This is a genomic window from Microbacterium sp. KUDC0406 (assembly GCF_021582875.1).
Classification (GTDB): domain Bacteria; phylum Actinomycetota; class Actinomycetes; order Actinomycetales; family Microbacteriaceae; genus Microbacterium.
In genome coordinates, this window is the sequence record NZ_CP091138.1 from 3,392,952 (window position 1) to 3,409,402 (window position 16,451).

Consider the following 16,451-nt stretch of genomic DNA (forward strand, 5'->3'; position numbering starts at 1 on the left):
GATCCATCACGCACGAGAAAGGCTCCCACCGCGGTGGGAGCCTTCTCGTCTCTGCGGACGGCCGCGGAATCAGGCCTCGGCCGTGCGGTAGCCGGCGTGGTCGGGGTTCGGCGCCAGCGCCCAGCCCTCGCCGTCGGCGACGACGAGGTTCCTCATGCCGCCGGCGTCGGAGATCACGCCGTAGTCCTGGCCGGCGTCGGCGGCGTAGCAGAACAGCGTCACGAACGGCTCGTCGCCGACGTTGACGCTGCGGTGGATCCAGTGCCCGGGCACGTTCACGGCCTTCCCCGGGGTCAGCTCGATGGCCGAGGACTGCCCGTCCAGCGTCTCCAGCAGCATGACGCCCCGGCCACTCAGGCAGTAGTACAGCTCGGCGCGGTCGGCGACGGCGTGGATGTGGCCGCGGGTCACCGCGAACTCGTCGCCGATCCGTCCGGGCAGCAGCGTGCTGGTGCCGGTGATGAGAGCGCCCGGACCCTCCTGGTAGCGATGGTCGTCGACCCAGTAGATCAGTTCGTCGGCGCCGTGCTCGGCGACGGATGCCTGCCACGCGGCCTCGTCGCGGTAGACGCCGGCCATGTCGCCGAGGAACTTCTCGTAGCGACGACTGCGCCCTCGATCCCGCCCGTGGCGGAGATCTCGAGAAGAACGGGGATGTCCGGCTGAATGCTCACGAATGACCCTCCTGGTAACTTGTAATTACAGGATATACTCCGAAGCACTCCTCTCCCGCATCCCCGACGACAGGCACCGACTGTGATCATCGCGCACGACCTCGGCACCACCGGCGACAAGGCCTCGCTGCACCACGACGACGGCCGGCTCGTGGCATCCGTCACGGTGCCGTATCCCGCGCACTTCGCCGCCGGCGGCGTCGCCGAGCAGGACCCGCGCGACTGGTGGGGAGCCGTGGTGTCCGCGACCAGCGACCTCGTCTCCCGCACCGGCACCGCGGCCGTCGACGTGCGGGGACTCGTCGTCAGCGGCCAGATGATGGGCGCCGTGATGCTCGACGCCGACGGCGAGCCCGCGCGCCCCGCCATCATCTGGGCCGACACCCGAGCCGCAGCGCAGACCCGCGAGCTCGAGCGGGCACTCGGGGCAGAGCGCGCCTACGAGGTGCTCGGCCACCGCCTGAATCCGACCTACTCGGTGGAGAAGATCATGTGGGTCCGCGACAACGAGCCCGACGTGTGGGCGCGCGTGCGCCGCGTCTGCGTCGCGAAGGACTACATCGTGCTGCGGCTCACCGGGCGGCTCGCCACCGACCGCTCGGATGCCTCCGGCATGAACGCGTTCGACCAGCGCACCGGCACCTGGTCCGAGGAGGTCCTCGCCGCCGCGCGGCTCGACCCGGCGCTGTTCCCCGAGATCCTGGAGTCCACCGCGACCGCCGGCACGCTGACGCAGGCCGCGGCCGAGTCCCTGGGCCTGCACGGCGATGTGCGCGTGGTGATGGGCGGCGGTGACGGTCCGATGGCCGCCGTCGGCTCCGGCGTCGTGGCGCCCGAGGACGGCGCCTACGTCTGCCTCGGCACGTCGTCGTGGATCTCGTTCGCGGCGGATGCCCCGCTGCACGACCCCGGGATGCGCACCTTCACCTTCGACAACGTCGTCCCCGGTTCGTTCGTGCCGACCGCCACCATGCAGGCGGGCGGAGCGTCGGTGCAGTGGATCTCCGAGGTCCTCTCGCCTGATCCCTCTCGTCCCGCCACCGCCGCGCTCACCGCCGAGGCGGCCGACGGGCTCGACACCGAGGACCTCTACTTCCTGCCGTACCTGCTCGGCGAACGGTCACCGATGTGGGATCCGGATGCCCGCGGGCGTTCGTCGGCATCGGCCGCCACCACACCCGCGCCCACCTGACGCGCGCGGTGCTCGAGGGTGTGGCGTTCAACCTGCTCACCTGCATCCGGGCGTTCCGCGAGTCCGGCGCCGTGATCGACCGCATCGACGCTGTCGGCGGAGGTGCGCAGAGCGACGCCTGGCTCGGCATCCTCGCCGACGTCTGGGGCGTGCCGGTGCGTCGCCGCACCATCGTCGAGGAGGCGAACAGCCTGGGGGCCGCGGTCACCGCCGCCGTCGGGCTCGGGCTCGCCGACTTCTCCGCCGCCCGCGCGCTCAGCGAGGTCACGGCGGAGTTCACCCCGGATGCCGGGCGGCACGCCGCCTACACACAGCGCCATGAGCGCTTCACCGCCGCTTACACGGCCCTCGCGCCCTGGTTCGCAGGAGCACCGCGATGACCGCCGCCCGGCGCACCTGCACGACGCGGGAACAGGTGCACGACCGATTCGGGCCTGTGCCCGTGTATCCGTTCCCCGGTCGTGCATCCGTGCCCGCGCCGCCTGCGGAAAGGACCCGCTGATGGGCGTCATCCTCGTCACCAGCCGCTCGTTCTCGGACGGCGACCTCGACCTCGTGGCGCGTGCGGCGACCGCCGGGCACCGCATCATCCGCGGTCCCGCACACCACGACCTGGGTGAGCTGCGTGCGCTGCTGCACGGCGCGGACGCCTGGATCGCCGGCACCGGGCCGATCACCGACGAGCATCTCGCTGCCGCGCCGGAGCTGAGGATCGTCGCCCGCTACGGCGTCGGGACCGAGGCGGTCGACCTCGCCGCAGCCGCTGCGCGCCGCATCCTCGTGACCAACACCCCCGGCGCCAATGCGGATGCGGTCGCCGACCACGCGGTAGGGCTCATGCTCGCCGCACTCCGGCACACCTCCGACGGGGACCGCCGCGTGCGCGACGGCGACTGGGGTGTTCGCCGCGGTCGCGAACTCGGCGCCGCCACCGTCGGGATCGTCGGCTTCGGCCGCATCGGCCAGGGGGTCGCGAAGCGACTGAGCGGATTCGGGCCGCGCATCCTGGCATCCGACCCGTTCCTGCCGGAGGATGCGGTCCGCGCCGCGGGCGCGGTGCCGATCGAGCTGGACGACCTGTTCCGCTCGGCCGACGTGATCACGCTGCACGCCCCCGGCGGCCGGCGTCTCGTCGACGCGGAGCGGCTCGCCGGCATCCGACCCGGCACGGTGCTGGTGAACACCGCCCGCCCCGACCTCGTCGACGAGCTCGAGATCGCTCGCGCCCTGCGCGACCGCGTCCTCGCCGGCTACGCCGCCGACACCCTCGACGGCGACACCGCGGCGAGCGCGAGCCCTCTGCTCGCCGTCGACCTCGAAGACCGGGTGATCGTCACCCCGCACCTCGGGGCCCAGACCACTCAGGCCGTCGACAACATGGGCCGGATGTCGCTCGATGACGTCATCGCCGTGCTGCGCGGCGACGACCCCGCCCACCCTGTGAGGAGCAACGCATGACCACCACCGACAACTACATGGGCTTCGTCGGCGTCACCACCGGCTCCTCGTCGATCATGAAGGTGTTCCCGCTCTGGGCCGACATCCTCGGCCTGCCGACGCGCACGCTGATCGGCCACGACCTGCCCATGGACGCCGAGCCCGTGCAGTACCGCGCGATGGTCGAGCAGATCCGCGACGACCCGCACCACCGCGGTGCGCTGGTCACCACGCACAAGATGAACGTCTACGCCGTCGGCATCCGATCTGTTCGACGACCTCGACCCGTTCGCGGTGTCCTGCGCCGAGATCTCGTCGATCGCCAAACAGGGCGACCGCCTGATCGGCCGTGCGAAGGACCCGATCACCGTCGACCTGGCGCTGAACGACTTCCTGCCCGCCGACCACTTCATGCGCACCGGAGCGCAGGTCGTCATCCTCGGCGCGGGCGGCTCGGGCACCGCGCTGAGCTGGACGCTCGCCGAGCGCGCCGACGCGCCCTCTAAGGTGATCGTCACCGCGCGCAGCCAGGACAAGCTCGACCACCTGCGCGAGGTGCACCGCCAGCACGGCACGCCGGAGGGGCTCATCGAGTACGTGGTCACCCCGTCGCCGGAGGGCGCGGACGCGATCGTCGCCGCGGCCCCGGCGGGCTCGGTGATCGCCAACGCCACCGGTCTGGGCAAGGATCGCCCCGGTTCGCCGCTCACGGACGCCGTCGCGTTCCCCGAGCGGGCGTACGTGTGGGAGTTCAACTACCGCGGGTCGCTGGAGTTCCTGCATCAGGCCCGCGCACAGGAGAAGGAGCGGGCCCTGCACGTCATCGACGGCTGGCGCTACTTCATCCACGGCTGGTCGCAGGTGGTCGCCGATGTGTTCGAGCTCGAGCTGACGCCCGAGATCGTGGAGCAGCTCGCGGATGCTGCGGAGAGCGTGCGCTGATGGCCATCGTCCGCACTGTCCTCGGTGACGTCGATCCGCAGTCGCTGGGCCGTGTGAACTACCACGAGCACCTGTTCCAGATCTCGCCGCTGCTCGAGGGCGACGAGCTCGACGACGAGGCGGCCTCGGGTGCCGAGGCCGCACACCTGAAGGCGAGCGGATTCGAGGCGATGGTGGATGCCACGCCGTTCGGCCTCGGCCGCGACCCCGAGGCGGTGGCGCGGATCAGTGCTTCGACAGGCCTCGCTGTCGTGGCGACGACGGGGCGGCACCGCGAGGCGCACTACGCCGCGGATCATCCGACCCGCAGGTGGGACGCGGAGCGGCTCGCGGACCTGTTCGTCTCGGACATCGTCGAGGGGATGCTGGTCAGTGACGACGATCCGCTGAGCACCCGCGCAGCCGCGCCGGACGGCACCCCGGTGCGCGCCGGCATGCTCAAGGGCGGCGTCGACTACTGGCGCATCAGTGACTTCGAGCACACCACGCTCGTCGCGCTCGCTGCCGCGCACCGGATCGCCGGTGCGCCGATCATGGTGCACCTGGAGTTCTGCACCGCCGCGCACGAGGTGCTCGATCTGCTGAACGCCGAGGGCGTGGCATCCGACCGCGTCGTGCTGGCACACGCCGATCGCGACCCGGATGCCGGGCTGCACGCTGCGCTCGCCGAACGCGGCGCCTACCTCGGGTACGACGGCTTCGCCCGCCCCCGCACCCGCTCGGACGCCGAGCTGCTGGCGCTCACGGCCGAGGCCGTGCGCCGCGGCGCCGGCGACCGCATCGTGCTCGGCGGCGACGTCGCCCGCCGCACCCGGTACATCGCCTACGGCGGGATGCCCGGACTCGCCTACCTCGGCGACCGGTACCTGCCGCGCCTGCGTGCCGAGATCGGCGACGAGGCCGTCGACCGGATGCTGATCGACAACCCGGCCCGCCTGCTGTCGCTGTCGGCCTAGCCGAGGGCGCGCTGCAGGTGCGCGCTGCTCATGTCGCGGCGCGTCATGCTCCGGCGGCCGGAGAGCGGGATGACCTTCGTCCCGATCGGCGCCTGCCGGGACCCTGCCGCCCCCAGACCCAGGCGAGCTGCAGCACGGACGCGCCGAAGAGCAGCACACCGAGCGGCACGTGCAGAGCTGTCAGATGCAGCAGCCCCAGCGCCACCTGCGCCGAGACGCCGACGAAGAACGCCGCGGCGGACAGTGCGGATCCGCCCGTGCCGCCGCCGGGGTGCCAGGCGAGCAAAGCGATCAGGACATGCAGGACGGCGACGATGAACAGCGAGTACGCGGTCGCGCTGTGCAGCACGTGCGAGCGGGTCGTCAGCAGCACGCCCGCCGAGATCGCGGCCGCGAACGCGACCACGGCCTGCGCGGTGATCACCGCGCGCAGCGCGATGCGCCACGTGCGGAAGGGGACGGCAGATGCGGACATGAGTACCTCCTGGCTCGGTCGCGCTGCGCGCGACATCCTCGTGGGGGTGTCGGAGCGGGCCGGGGAGTGTGACGGCCTTCGCGACCCGGTAGCGTCGAGCCGTGGCATCCCCTTCCTCCGTCGCGAGCCGGCGCACCGCGCTCGGCCTGATCATCGCCGTCGGCGCCGCGTTCTCGTTCGGGATGTCCGGTGCCTGGGCCCGCGGACTCATCGACGCGGGCTGGACTCCGGGTGCCGCGGTCACCGTGCGGGTCTGGGTGGGCGCGATCGCCCTGCTCATCCCCACGCTCCTCGCCCTGCGCGGACGCTGGGGGCGGTGCGCCGCAACGCGGGCATGATCCTCGCCTACGGCCTGCTCGCGGTCACCGCCACGCAGCTGTTCTACTTCCAGGCGGTGGCGGTGATGGATGTCGGCATCGCCCTGCTCATCGAGTACACCGCGCCGGTGGCCGTGGTGCTCTGGCTCTGGATCCGCCGCGGCGAGCGACCCTCCGCGCGCAGCATCCTCGGCGCGGTGATCGCGTTCGTGGGTCTGGTGCTCATGCTCGACATCGTCACCGGTGCGCGGCTCGACCTGGGCGGCATCCTCTGGGCGCTCGGCGCCATGGTGGGCGCCGCCGCGTACTTCCTGCTCTCCGCCCGCAGCGACACGGGAGTCCCGCCGATCGCCCTCGCCGGGCTGGGCCTGCTGATCGGCGCCGTCGGGCTCACGTTCGCGGGCCTGATCGGAGTGCTGCCGATGGCCTGGACCACCGACGACATCGCCTACCGATTCGGCACCGTGCCCTGGTTCGTGCCAGTGCTCGCGATCGGTCTCGTCGCCGCCGCGCTCGCGTACGTGCTCGGCATCGTCTCGACCCGGATGCTGGGATCGCGGCTGGCCTCGTTCGTCGCGCTCGCCGAAGTGGTGGCCGCGATGCTCTTCGGCTGGCTGCTGCTGGGTCAGCTGCCCGACGTGCTGCAGGCGATCGGGGCCGCGCTGGTGCTGGGCGGCGTCGTGATGGTGAAGCTCGGCGAACCGCAGACACCGGAGCTGGTGGAGCCGCTGCCGGAGCAGGTGGACGAGTAGCCGTCAGCGCAGCAGGGCGTCGCGCAGCGCGGTGATCGCCTCGAGATCACGGGGAATGCCGTCGATCAGTGCGGCCCAGATGATCTCCCAGTCGATGCTGTCCCCGTAGATGTGACCGACCTTGTCACGGGTGCGCATGAGCGCTCGCCAGTTCACCTCGGGATGTGCCTGGCGGAACGCATCGGGAAGGTCCTTCGCGGCATTTCCCGCCTGGATGAGTGCGGCGTAGGCCGCGTAGCGGTTGACGAAGTCGGGTCCGAAGAACGCCACCTCCCCGCGTCCGGCGATGTCGATGCACTCGCTCAGGTGGGACCGGATCGATGCAAGGTTCTGCGGAACCCGTGCGGCTCGCTCGGCCTCCTGTTCCTGACGTGCCGGCATCAGGCGACTCTCTGCGGCATCGGCAGATCGATCGCGGAGCCCGTCATCTCATCGGTCGCGGTGCGAGCCGAGACCACTTCGACCTCCACGTCGAGCAGCGCCGCGAGCTCATCCTCCATCGCCGAGACCGCGTAGAACGATGTGCGCGGAGCGAGATCGACGAGCAGGTCCAGGTCGGACTCCGGGGTGTCGCGTCCTTTCGCGGCGGACCCGAACACCCGCACGCGCACTGCACCGTATCGCGCGGCGATCTCGGTCACCTCGGCCTCCCGGCCGGCGAGCGCTTGACTCGGTCGCGGGCGCATGGCGCGCTCGAGTCGCTCCCGCAGCTCCGGCGAGGGCGTCTTCGCCCCCGACTCGTAGGCGGCGATGTTCGGGCGTGCAGTGCCGACGCGCTGGGCGAGTTCTGCCTGTGTCAGGCCGGCGGCGAGGCGCATCGCCCGAAGATCACGCATGTATATCAGTATACCTCGCTGAGTTTCGCGCTCTGTATACGCTCTTGAGCTCTGCTGGTCGGTCTCGGGTGCAGACCACCCTTTATGTATACAATGAGGTCATGCGAGCGAGTGACCGTGCCTACGCCGAGCTGCTGGAGGACATCCAGTCCGGCACGCTGCCGGCAGGTACCGTGCTCGGCGAGGTCGATCAGGCGGCACGCATCGGCGTGAGCCGCACGCCGATGCGTGAGGCACTGCGCCGTCTGGTGGCCGAAGGGCTCGTCGTGCAGCAGTCGCCGCGCGTCACCGTGGTCGCCGGTATCGACGCCGCCGACATCCGCGCGCTGTTCGAGATCCGCCGCGCCCTCGAGGAGACCACCGCGCGCCTCGCCGCCGAGCGCGGCGACGCGGACGCCTTCGCTGCCCTGGCATCCGAGTTCGCCGACGTCGACCTGTCGCGCGTCGCCGGTCGCGACGCGTACTACGCTCTGATCGCGCGGCTCGACGCCGCGCTCGACGCGGCCGTCGCCAATGACTACCTGAGCTCTGCGCTGCGCACCGTGCGCACGCACCTGGTGCGGGTGCGGCGGATGGCGCGCGACAAGCCGGAGCGGCTCGCGGCATCCGCCGCCGAGCACCTGACCATCGCCCGTGCGCTGGCGTCGCGCGACGGCGACCTCGCCGCCCATGCCACGCACGTGCACCTGCACAACGCGCTCACCAGCATCCTCGAGTCCTTGGATTCTGAGGGCGTTTCGTCTCGCTTCGCTCGCTCAACGACCATCGCTCGCTCAACGACGGTCGCTCGCTCAACGACCATCGCTCGCTCAACGACCACGGGAAGAGGAACCCCATGACCGTCACCCATCACGTCCGCGTGTACCGCTCCGAAGAGGACCTGCCCCGCACGGAGCAGCTGGCCTGGAAGATCGCCGAGGTCGCCGTCGACCCGGTCGAGGTCGAGCCCGAAGTCGTCGACATGATCATCAACCGCATCATCGACAACGCGTCGGTGGCGGCGGCATCCCTCACCCGCGGGCCCATCAACGCCGCCCGCGCGCAGGCGTTCAGCCACCCGGTCTCGACCGGTGGCGCAGGAGCGACGGTGTTCGGCGCCGCGCTCGACCACCGCACCAGCCCGGAGTGGGCGGCGTGGGCGAACGGGGTCGCCGTGCGCGAGCTCGACTACCACGACACCTTCCTCGCCGCGGAGTACTCGCACCCCGGCGACAACATCCCGCCGATCCTCGCGGTCGCGCAGCACTGCGGCAAGGACGGCCGCGCGCTCGTCCGGGGCATCGCCACGGGCTACGAGATCCAGGTGGACCTCGTGAAGGCGATCTCGCTGCACAAGCACAAGATCGACCACGTCGCGCACCTCGGTCCGTCGGCCGCGGCCGGCATCGGCACCCTGCTCGGCCTCGATGCCGAGACCATCTACCAGGCCGTCGGCCAGGCGCTGCACACCACCACCGCCACCCGGCAGAGCCGCAAGGGCGAGATCTCCACGTGGAAGGCGCACGCCCCCGCCTTCGCCGGCAAGATGGCCGTCGAGGCCGTCGACCGCGCGATGCGCGGACAGACCTCGCCCTCGCCGATCTACGAGGGCGAGGACGGCGTGATCGCCTGGATGCTCGACGGCAAGGATGCATCGTACGACGTGCCGCTCCCCGCATCAGGTGAGGCCAAACGCGCCATCCTCGACACCTACACGAAGGAGCACTCCGCCGAGTACCAGGCGCAGGCGCTGATCGACCTGGCGCGCAAGCTGCACGGCGAGCATCCCGAGCTGATCAACCCGGCGAACGTCGCGTCGATCGTCATCCACACGAGCCACCACACGCACAACGTGATCGGCTCCGGCGCCAACGACCCGCAGAAGTACGACCCGACCGCGTCGCGGGAGACGCTCGACCACTCCGTGCCGTACATCTTCGCGGTCGCGCTGCAGGACGGCGCCTGGCACCACGTCGACTCGTACCTGCCCGAGCGCGCGGCGCGCCCCGACACCGTCGCACTGTGGCAGAAGATCACCACCACCGAGGATCCGGAGTGGACGCGTCGCTACCACACGGCCGACATCTCCGAGAAGGCGTTCGGCGGACGCGTGGAGATCACGCTCGCCGACGGCACCACGCTGACCGATGAGATCGCGGTCGCCGACGCGCACCCGCTCGGCGCTCGTCCGTTCGCTCGCGCGAACTACGTCGCCAAGTTCCGGATGCTGGCAGAGCCCGTGCTCGAGCCGGCCGAGATCGAGCGGTTCCTGGAGCTCGTCCAGCGTCTGCCCGAGCTCACCGCGGCCGAGGTCGCCGAGCTGAGCATCATCGCCAAGCCCGGCCTGCTCGAGGCCGCCCCGGCGCCCGCCGGACTGTTCTGACCCACCCCGCCGCGTTTCGTCTCGTCGCTTCGCTCCTCGCTCAACGACCGGGTTGCTGAACTCCGGGTCGTTGAGCGAGCGAAGCGAGACGAAACGCAGAGACGAAACGCCCTCAGCTGAGAGGAAAGTTCTGATGCTGTACTCCACCACCACCCCAGCCGAGAAGCGCCGTCTGTTCCGCGAACGGCTCGCATCTGGTGAGCTGCTGCGATTCCCCGGCGCGTTCAACCCGCTCTCCGCCCGGCTCATCGAGCGCAGGGGCTTCGAGGGCGTCTACATCTCGGGTGCCGTGCTGTCGGCCGACCTCGGCCTGCCCGACATCGGCCTGACCACGCTCACCGAGGTCGCGGGCCGGGCGAAGCAGATCGCCCGGATGACCGACCTGCCCGCGATCGTCGACGCCGACACCGGCTTCGGTGAGCCGATGAACGTGGCCCGCACGATCCAGGAGCTCGAGGATGCGGGCCTTGCCGGCACGCACATCGAGGATCAGGTCAACCCGAAGCGCTGCGGCCACCTCGACGGCAAGGCCGTGGTCGACCAGGACACCGCGGTCAAGCGCATCCGCGCGGCAGCGGATGCCCGGCGCGACCCGAACTTCCTGATCATGGCGCGCACCGACATCCGTGCCGTCGAGGGACTGGATGCGGCGATCGACCGCGCCAAGGCACTGGTTGACGCGGGTGCCGACGCGATCTTCCCCGAGGCGATGCGCGACCTGAGCGAGTTCGAGGCGATGGCGAAGGCCCTGGACGTGCCGATCCTCGCCAACATGACCGAGTTCGGCAAGAGCGACCTGTTCTCGGTCGACCAGCTGCGCGACGCGGGCGTGAACCTGGTGATCTGGCCGGTCTCGCTGCTGCGGATCGCGATGGGCGCCGCGGATCGCGCGCTGGACACGCTGATCGACGAGGGACACCTCACGTCGAAGCTCGGTGAGATGCAGCACAGGGCCGATCTGTACGACCTGATCGACTACGAGCGGTACAACCACTTCGATCAGGGCGTCTTCAACTTCACCATCGAGCGCTGACCCTTTCCCCTGCTCCGGTCTCACTCGTTGTGGGTGCTTCCGGTCTGGGCACCCGCATCGGTTGAGACCGGAGCTGATTGAGGTCTGGTCTCCTCGAGTTCCGGTCTCACTCGTTGTGGGTGTCTTCGGGTTGACACCCGCATCCGCTGAGACCGGAGCTGGAGAAAGCTCCGGTCAGGGCAGGCGCGCGGCGTACTGGGATCGGATGCCGGGGACGGACTCTCCCGGCTCGGCATCCGAGCGGTTCTCGCCCCAGACCGGGCGCGATCCGGTGAGCGCCCAGACCGCCTGAGCGGCCGCGCCGAGCGCCACGTACTCCTGCGGCTCGGGCACGACGACGGGCAGGTCGAAGACCTGCGCGGCGATCGTCCGCACCGCAGGGCTCTGCGCCGCACCGCCGATGAGCAGGATGCGCGTGGGAGCGACCCCGTGCGCACGGATGGCGTCGAGCCCCTCGGCCAGGCCGCAGAGCACTCCCTCGACGGTCGCGCGGGCGAGGTTCTCCCGGGTGGTGCTCGACAGGGTCATGCCGAACAGCGTCGCGGTGGCGTCGGGCAGGTTCGGGGTGCGCTCGCCCTCGAACCAGGGCTGCAGCACCAGTCCGGCCGCGCCGGGTTCTGCGACCAGCGCCAGCTCGCTGAGGCCCGTGTGGTCGACGCCGAGGAGGGCGGCGGTGGTGTCCAGCACGCGCGCCGCATTGAGCGTGGCGATCAGCGGGAGCCAGCCGCCCGCGGCATCCGCGAACCCGGCGACCGTGCCGCCGACGTCGTGCACCGGGGCATCCGTCACGGCGAACACGGTGCCCGACGTGCCGATCGACACCACCGCATCTCCGCTGCGAGCGCCGAGACCGAGGGCGGCGCCGGCGTTGTCGCCGGCGCCGGGCGCGACGACGAAGCCCGGCCCGGCGACCGACTCGGCGGGGCCGAGCACGCGTGGCAGCACGATCTCCGCCGCGTCCCGGCGCAGCGCGAGCGAGAGGATGTCGCGGTCGTAGCCGTCCGCGCCCCAGTACCCGGTGCCGCTGGCATCCGATCGATCCGTGACCAGCTCGTCGAGGCGTGGTGCATCCGGGCCGAAGCCGCGCAGCCGCCAGGTCAGCCAGTCGTGCGGCAGTGCGATGGCGGCGATGCGGGCGGCGTTGTCGGGTTCGTGGTCGGCGAGCCAGCGCAGCTTGGTGACGGTGAAGGACGCGACGGGCACCACGCCGGTGCGGGTGCTGAACTCCGCCGCGCCCAGCTCGTCGACGAGGTCGGCGGCGGCGCCCGAAGACCTGGTGTCGTTCCAGAGCAGGGCCGGCCGGATCACCCGGCCCTCGGCGTCCAGCGCCACGAGGCCGTGCTGCTGTCCGGCGATCGAGACGGCCGCGACGCCGTCCAGTCCGCCGGCCTGAGCGAGTGCCTGCTGGAGGGCGTCCCACCAGGCTTCGGGGTCGACTTCGGTGCCGTCCGGATGCGGCGCCCGGCCGCTGCGCACGACGGCGCCCGTGGCGCTGTCGCGCACCACGACCTTGCACGACTGCGTCGACGAGTCGACTCCCAGCACCTGTGCCATGCGCGGCATCCTCTCATCTGTCTTCTGCGTGAGCCCGCGACTTGCGCGCGAGCCCGCGACTTGCGCGCGAGCCTGCGACTTGCGCGCGAACCCGCGACTCCTGCGCGAACCCGCGACTTCCGCGCGAGATCCCCGCGTAGGACGGTGGTCTCGTGCGGAAGTCGAGGGTTCACGCCGAACCCGGGCTTCCGTGCGGACTCGGTTCGCCGGTCAGCGGGCGCCGAGCAGGTGCTCGGTCGCCAGCTGCTGCAGGCGCACGAAGCCGAAGCCCTCGCCGCCCAGGTAGGCGTCGGCGTCGAAGTCCTCGTAGGCGCTGCGATCGGCGAGCAGGTCGTCGTAGGTCTCGCCCTCGTTCAGAGTGGGCTGCGACAGTTCGGCCACCTTCGCGGCCTGCAGCGCCTCCTGCACCTCCGGGTCGGCGCGGAACGCGGCAGCGCGCTCCTTCAGCAGCAGGTAGGTGCGCATGTTGGCGGCTGCGGAGTCCCAGACCCCGGTCTCGTCCTCGGTGCGGCTGGGCTTGTAGTCGAAGTGCCGGGGACCGTCGTAGGCGGGCGTGCCGTTCGGCCCGCCGTTCTCGAGCAGGTCGACCAGTGCGAACGCGTTGTGCAGGTCGCCGTGACCGAACACCAGGTCCTGGTCGTACTTGATGCCGCGCTGGCCGTTCAGGTCGATGTGGAACAGCTTGCCGTGGTACAGCGCCTGAGCGATGCCGGCGGCGAAGTTCAGGCCCGCCATCTGCTCGTGACCGACCTCGGGGTTCAGCCCGACCAGCTCCGGGCGCTCCAGCGAGTCGATGAACGCCAGGGCGTGGCCGAGTGTGGGCAGTAGGATGTCGCCGCGCGGCTCGTTCGGCTTCGGCTCGATGGCGAAGCGGATGTCGTAGCCCTTGTCGGTGACGTAATCGCCCAGCAGGTTCACGGCCTCGCGGTAGCGCTCCAGTGCCGCGCGCACGTCCTTGGCCGAGTCGTACTCGGCGCCCTCGCGGCCACCCCACATCACGAACGTCTTCGCGCCGAGCTCGGCACCCAGGTCGAGCTGCCGGAAGACCTTGCGCAGCGCGAAGCGGCGCACCTGCCGGTCGTTCGAGGTGAATCCGCCGTCCTTGAACACCGGCGCGCTGAACAGGTTGGTGGTGACCATCGGCACGACGAGGCCGGTGTCGGCCAGGGCGCCCTTGAGCCGGTCGATCTGGTGCTGCCGCTCGGCGTCGGTCGACCCGAACGCGAACAGGTCGTCGTCGTGGAAGGTCAGACCGTAGGCGCCCAGCTCGGCGAGTCGCTCGACGGCGTGCACCACGTCGAGGGCGGGCCGGGTCGGGCCGCCGAACGGGTCGGTGCCGTTGTAGCCGATGGTCCAGAGGCCGAACGAGAACCTGTCCGCCTTGGTGGGGGTGAGTGCCATGATGATCCGCCTTCAGCGCCGTCAATGAAATGTTGTAGGGCAGAACATATCAGGGAGAACGTGGGGATGCAACGTCTCAGGTCTGCGGTGGCGCGGTGGACTCACGAGGGATGAGCACTGCCGGCATGCGCACATGCTCGCGCTCGCCGCCGTCCAGCATCCGCAGCAGCAGCTGCACGGCCGCGGCCCCCATCTCGGTCAGGGGCTGGCGCACGGTGGTCAGCTGCGGCACGTGCGCGGACGCCTCCGGCACGTCGTCGAAACCGATCACCGACAGGTCCTCCGGCACCCGCAGCCCGCACTCGTGCGCGACTCGGATCAGCTCGATCGCGGAGAGGTCGTTGGCGGCGAAGACCGCGGTCGGACGGTCTTCCCGGGCGAGCAGCTCGTGCGCTCCGTCGGTGGAGTCCGCTGCGCGGTATCCGCCGTCGGCGACGAGCGTGGGATCGAATCGGATGCCGGCCGCTTCGAGCGCCTCGCGATAGCCCTGCTCGCGCTGCTGTGCCGAGACCAGATCCGTGCGGCCGCGCAGATGCCCGATGCGGCGGTGCCCCAGAGAGATCAGGTGCTCGGTGGCGGCCCGGGCGCCATCGACGTTGATCACGCTCACCGTCGCCGGGCCGTCGGCATCCGCGTGCGGGTCGATGGCGACGATCGGCACGGGGCTGTCGGTGGGGGTGGAGGTCGGCGTCACGATGATCGCACCGTCGATCAGCGTGCCGCCCAGGCGTGACAGCGAGCGGCGCTCCCATCCCCGGTGCTCACCGGCTGAGACGCTGCCCGCGTAGGCGAGCACGTCGAAACGGGTGCCCTGAAGCTCCGACGAGACGCCGCGCAGGAGCTGCAGGGCGAAGGGCTCGAACTCGGCGACGAGGACGCCGATCACGTTCGAGCGGCTGCGCCGCATGGACGTCGCGACGAGGGAGCTCTCGTAGCCGAGGTCGTCCACGACCTGCATGACGCGCGCGAGCGTGGCGCGCGAGACGCCGTCCCGCCTGTTTATCGCCTTCGACACCGTCGCCACGGAGACGCCGGCCGCCTGGGCTACATCGGTGATGGTGATCCGCCCCGTCATGAGGTCTATCCTAAGTAACGAAAACGATATCGATAACGATTGACATGACTGTGTCGAAGTGGCAGAGTTGCCGACGTTCCCATTCGGTGCAGTCAACAACAAATTGGTGTCGCTGCGCTGCACCCACTCGATGATGAGGAGAGACACAGCATGAAGGCACGCAAGGCCTGGGCTGCCGCAGCAGCCGTCGCCGCGCTCGGAACGCTCGGCCTGACCGCCTGTTCCGGCGGTTCCGGCGATGCGGATGCGGGTGGCAAGACCACGATGACGATGTGGCACAACTCCACCACCGGTGACGGCAAGCAGTACTGGGATGACGCCGCCGCCGCGTTCCACAAGGAGAACCCGGACGTGACGATCAAGGTCACCTCCATCCAGAACGAGGACATGGACGGCAAGCTGCAGACCGCCGTCAACTCCGGAGACATGCCGGACATCTTCATGGCTCGAGGCGGCGCCAAGCTCGCCGACATCGTCAGCGCCGGCAAGGTGAAGGAACTGACCGGCCTGATCGATCCCGACGTGAAGAAGTCGTTCGGCGATGCGCCGTTCAGCGCGTTCACCGTCGACGGCAAGGTGTACGGCATGCCCAGTGCCGTGCTGCCCGGCGGCATGTTCTACAGCCAGGACCTGTTCGAGCAGGCGGGAATCGCCGACGAGCCGACCACGATCGACGATCTCGGTGCCGCCGTCGCCAAGCTCAAGGCCGAGGGCATCTCGCCGATCGCCCTCGGCGCGAAGGACGCCTGGCCGGCTGCGCACTGGTACTACTTCTTCGCCTTGCGCTCCTGCGGGCAGGACGTGATCGAGAACCTCGCCACCGAGGCGGATTTCAGCGATGAGTGCTGGCTCACCGCGGCCGAGAACCTCGACGACTTCGCCCAGATCGAGCCGTTCAACAAGGGCTTCCTCACCACCTCGGCGCAGCAGGGCGCGAACTCGTCCGCCGGACTGGTCGCCAACCACAAGGCCGCCATGGAGCTCATGGGCGCCTGGGACGTGGGTGTCATCGCGAGCCTGACGCCCGACAAGAAGCCGCTCGCCGACCTGGGCTGGTTCCCGTTCCCCGAGGTGGATGGTGGTGACGGCACCCCCGGCGCGATGATGGGCGGCGTCGACGGGTACTCCTGCTCGAAGGACTCCCCGAAGGCGTGCGAGGAGTTCCTCAACTTCGTCTCGTCGAAGGAGTGGCAGGAGAAGTACGCGGTCGCGTTCCAGACCATCCCGGCCAACCAGGATGCCGTGGGCGCGGTGACCGACCCGTCGCTGAAGCCGCTGATGGCCGCGTACCAGAAGGCTCCGTACGTCTCGCTGTGGCTCGACACCGCGCTCGGCCAGAACGTCGGCAACGCGTTGAACACCAGCGTCGTCGAGATGCTCGCCGGTCAGGGCACGCCCGAGAAGCTGATCGAGACGGTCAGCGCCGCTGCGGCGAGGGGCTGATC

At 70.4% G+C, this 16,451-nt stretch carries 17 protein-coding genes and 1 pseudogene; 10 read left to right on the plus strand and 8 right to left on the minus strand.

Annotated elements, in window-relative coordinates; translation table 11 throughout:
- Positions 1 to 69: 69 nt before the first annotated feature.
- Positions 70 to 579 (minus strand): glucose-6-phosphate isomerase family protein, encoded by a 510-nt coding sequence (locus tag L2X99_RS16690; RefSeq protein ID WP_236125769.1) that lies wholly within the window; start codon positions 577 to 579, stop codon positions 70 to 72.
- Positions 580 to 756: 177 nt separating this feature from the next.
- Here L2X99_RS16690 and xylB (L2X99_RS16695) point away from each other — a divergent pair.
- Both xylB (L2X99_RS16695) and L2X99_RS16700 read left to right on the plus strand, forming a co-directional pair.
- A pseudogene (xylB, locus tag L2X99_RS16695) lies at positions 757 to 2,246 on the plus strand (xylulokinase).
- A 121-nt stretch (positions 2,247 to 2,367) separates the two neighbouring features.
- Positions 2,368 to 3,324, plus strand: a complete 957-nt coding sequence (locus L2X99_RS16700; protein ID WP_236135427.1) for an NAD(P)-dependent oxidoreductase — start codon at positions 2,368 to 2,370, stop codon at positions 3,322 to 3,324.
- A 13-nt stretch (positions 3,325 to 3,337) separates the two neighbouring features.
- Here L2X99_RS16700 and L2X99_RS16705 read toward each other — a convergent pair whose 3' ends face one another.
- Positions 3,338 to 3,532 (minus strand): hypothetical protein, encoded by a 195-nt coding sequence (locus tag L2X99_RS16705; RefSeq protein WP_236135428.1) that lies wholly within the window; start codon positions 3,530 to 3,532, stop codon positions 3,338 to 3,340.
- Positions 3,533 to 3,597: 65 nt separating this feature from the next.
- On the opposite strand from L2X99_RS16705, the gene L2X99_RS16710 reads away from it, so the two are divergent.
- Together L2X99_RS16710 and L2X99_RS16715 are read left to right on the plus strand one after the other, a co-directional pair.
- Positions 3,598 to 4,245, plus strand: a complete 648-nt coding sequence (locus L2X99_RS16710) for a hypothetical protein (RefSeq protein ID WP_236125766.1) — start codon at positions 3,598 to 3,600, stop codon at positions 4,243 to 4,245.
- Positions 4,245 to 5,201 (plus strand): phosphotriesterase family protein, encoded by a 957-nt coding sequence (locus tag L2X99_RS16715; protein ID WP_236125765.1) that lies wholly within the window; start codon positions 4,245 to 4,247, stop codon positions 5,199 to 5,201. Before L2X99_RS16710 ends, L2X99_RS16715 begins: the two co-directional genes overlap by 1 nt.
- Before the next feature lie 43 nt (positions 5,202 to 5,244).
- Here the strand turns inward: L2X99_RS16715 and L2X99_RS16720 are convergent, their stop codons facing one another.
- Positions 5,245 to 5,676 (minus strand): hypothetical protein, encoded by a 432-nt coding sequence (locus tag L2X99_RS16720; RefSeq protein WP_236125764.1) that lies wholly within the window; start codon positions 5,674 to 5,676, stop codon positions 5,245 to 5,247.
- 101 nt (positions 5,677 to 5,777) lie between these two features.
- Here L2X99_RS16720 and L2X99_RS16725 point away from each other — a divergent pair, with 101 nt between their 5' ends.
- Together L2X99_RS16725 and L2X99_RS16730 are read left to right on the plus strand one after the other, a co-directional pair.
- On the plus strand, positions 5,778 to 6,014 hold the full coding sequence (locus L2X99_RS16725; protein ID WP_236135429.1) for a hypothetical protein: 237 nt from the start codon (positions 5,778 to 5,780) through the stop codon (positions 6,012 to 6,014).
- Entirely contained in the window at positions 5,993 to 6,745 is a 753-nt protein-coding gene (locus L2X99_RS16730; protein WP_236135430.1) for an EamA family transporter, read from the plus strand. The genes L2X99_RS16725 and L2X99_RS16730 overlap by 22 nt, the downstream gene beginning before the upstream one ends.
- 3 nt (positions 6,746 to 6,748) lie before the next feature.
- Here L2X99_RS16730 and L2X99_RS16735 read toward each other — a convergent pair whose 3' ends face one another.
- A complete protein-coding gene (locus L2X99_RS16735) occupies positions 6,749 to 7,126 on the minus strand; it encodes a HepT-like ribonuclease domain-containing protein (RefSeq protein WP_236125762.1) in 378 nt (125 codons plus the stop codon).
- Positions 7,126 to 7,581 carry an XRE family transcriptional regulator gene (locus L2X99_RS16740; protein WP_236125761.1) on the minus strand — a complete coding sequence of 152 codons (456 nt, stop codon included), beginning with the start codon at positions 7,579 to 7,581 and terminating at the stop codon, positions 7,126 to 7,128. Before L2X99_RS16740 ends, L2X99_RS16735 begins: the two co-directional genes overlap by 1 nt.
- A gap of 101 nt (positions 7,582 to 7,682) precedes the next feature.
- On the opposite strand from L2X99_RS16740, the gene L2X99_RS16745 reads away from it, so the two are divergent.
- The 3 genes from L2X99_RS16745 to prpB all read left to right on the plus strand — a co-directional run bounded on the left by L2X99_RS16745 (position 7,683) and on the right by prpB (position 10,976).
- On the plus strand, positions 7,683 to 8,420 hold the full coding sequence (locus L2X99_RS16745; protein WP_236125760.1) for a GntR family transcriptional regulator: 738 nt from the start codon (positions 7,683 to 7,685) through the stop codon (positions 8,418 to 8,420).
- Entirely contained in the window at positions 8,417 to 9,943 is a 1,527-nt protein-coding gene (locus L2X99_RS16750) for an MmgE/PrpD family protein (RefSeq protein WP_236135431.1), read from the plus strand. Before L2X99_RS16745 ends, L2X99_RS16750 begins: the two co-directional genes overlap by 4 nt.
- A gap of 133 nt (positions 9,944 to 10,076) precedes the next feature.
- Complete coding sequence (gene prpB, locus L2X99_RS16755) at positions 10,077 to 10,976, plus strand: methylisocitrate lyase (RefSeq protein WP_236125759.1); 900 nt, start codon at positions 10,077 to 10,079, stop codon at positions 10,974 to 10,976.
- 174 nt (positions 10,977 to 11,150) lie between these two features.
- Here prpB and xylB (L2X99_RS16760) read toward each other — a convergent pair whose 3' ends face one another.
- From xylB (L2X99_RS16760) to L2X99_RS16770, 3 genes are all read right to left on the minus strand, one after another.
- Complete coding sequence (xylB, locus tag L2X99_RS16760; RefSeq protein WP_236135432.1) at positions 11,151 to 12,530, minus strand: xylulokinase; 1,380 nt, start codon at positions 12,528 to 12,530, stop codon at positions 11,151 to 11,153.
- A gap of 210 nt (positions 12,531 to 12,740) precedes the next feature.
- Complete coding sequence (xylA, locus tag L2X99_RS16765) at positions 12,741 to 13,931, minus strand: xylose isomerase (protein ID WP_236125758.1); 1,191 nt, start codon at positions 13,929 to 13,931, stop codon at positions 12,741 to 12,743.
- 76 nt (positions 13,932 to 14,007) lie between these two features.
- Positions 14,008 to 15,006, minus strand: coding sequence for a LacI family DNA-binding transcriptional regulator (locus L2X99_RS16770; protein WP_236135433.1), 999 nt, complete (start codon positions 15,004 to 15,006; stop codon positions 14,008 to 14,010).
- A 150-nt stretch (positions 15,007 to 15,156) separates the two neighbouring features.
- On the opposite strand from L2X99_RS16770, the gene L2X99_RS16775 reads away from it, so the two are divergent.
- The gene (locus tag L2X99_RS16775; RefSeq protein ID WP_236125757.1) at positions 15,157 to 16,449 is read left to right on the plus strand and encodes an extracellular solute-binding protein; all 1,293 of its coding nucleotides are present in this window, start codon (positions 15,157 to 15,159) and stop codon (positions 16,447 to 16,449) included.
- Positions 16,450 to 16,451 lie beyond the last annotated feature (2 nt).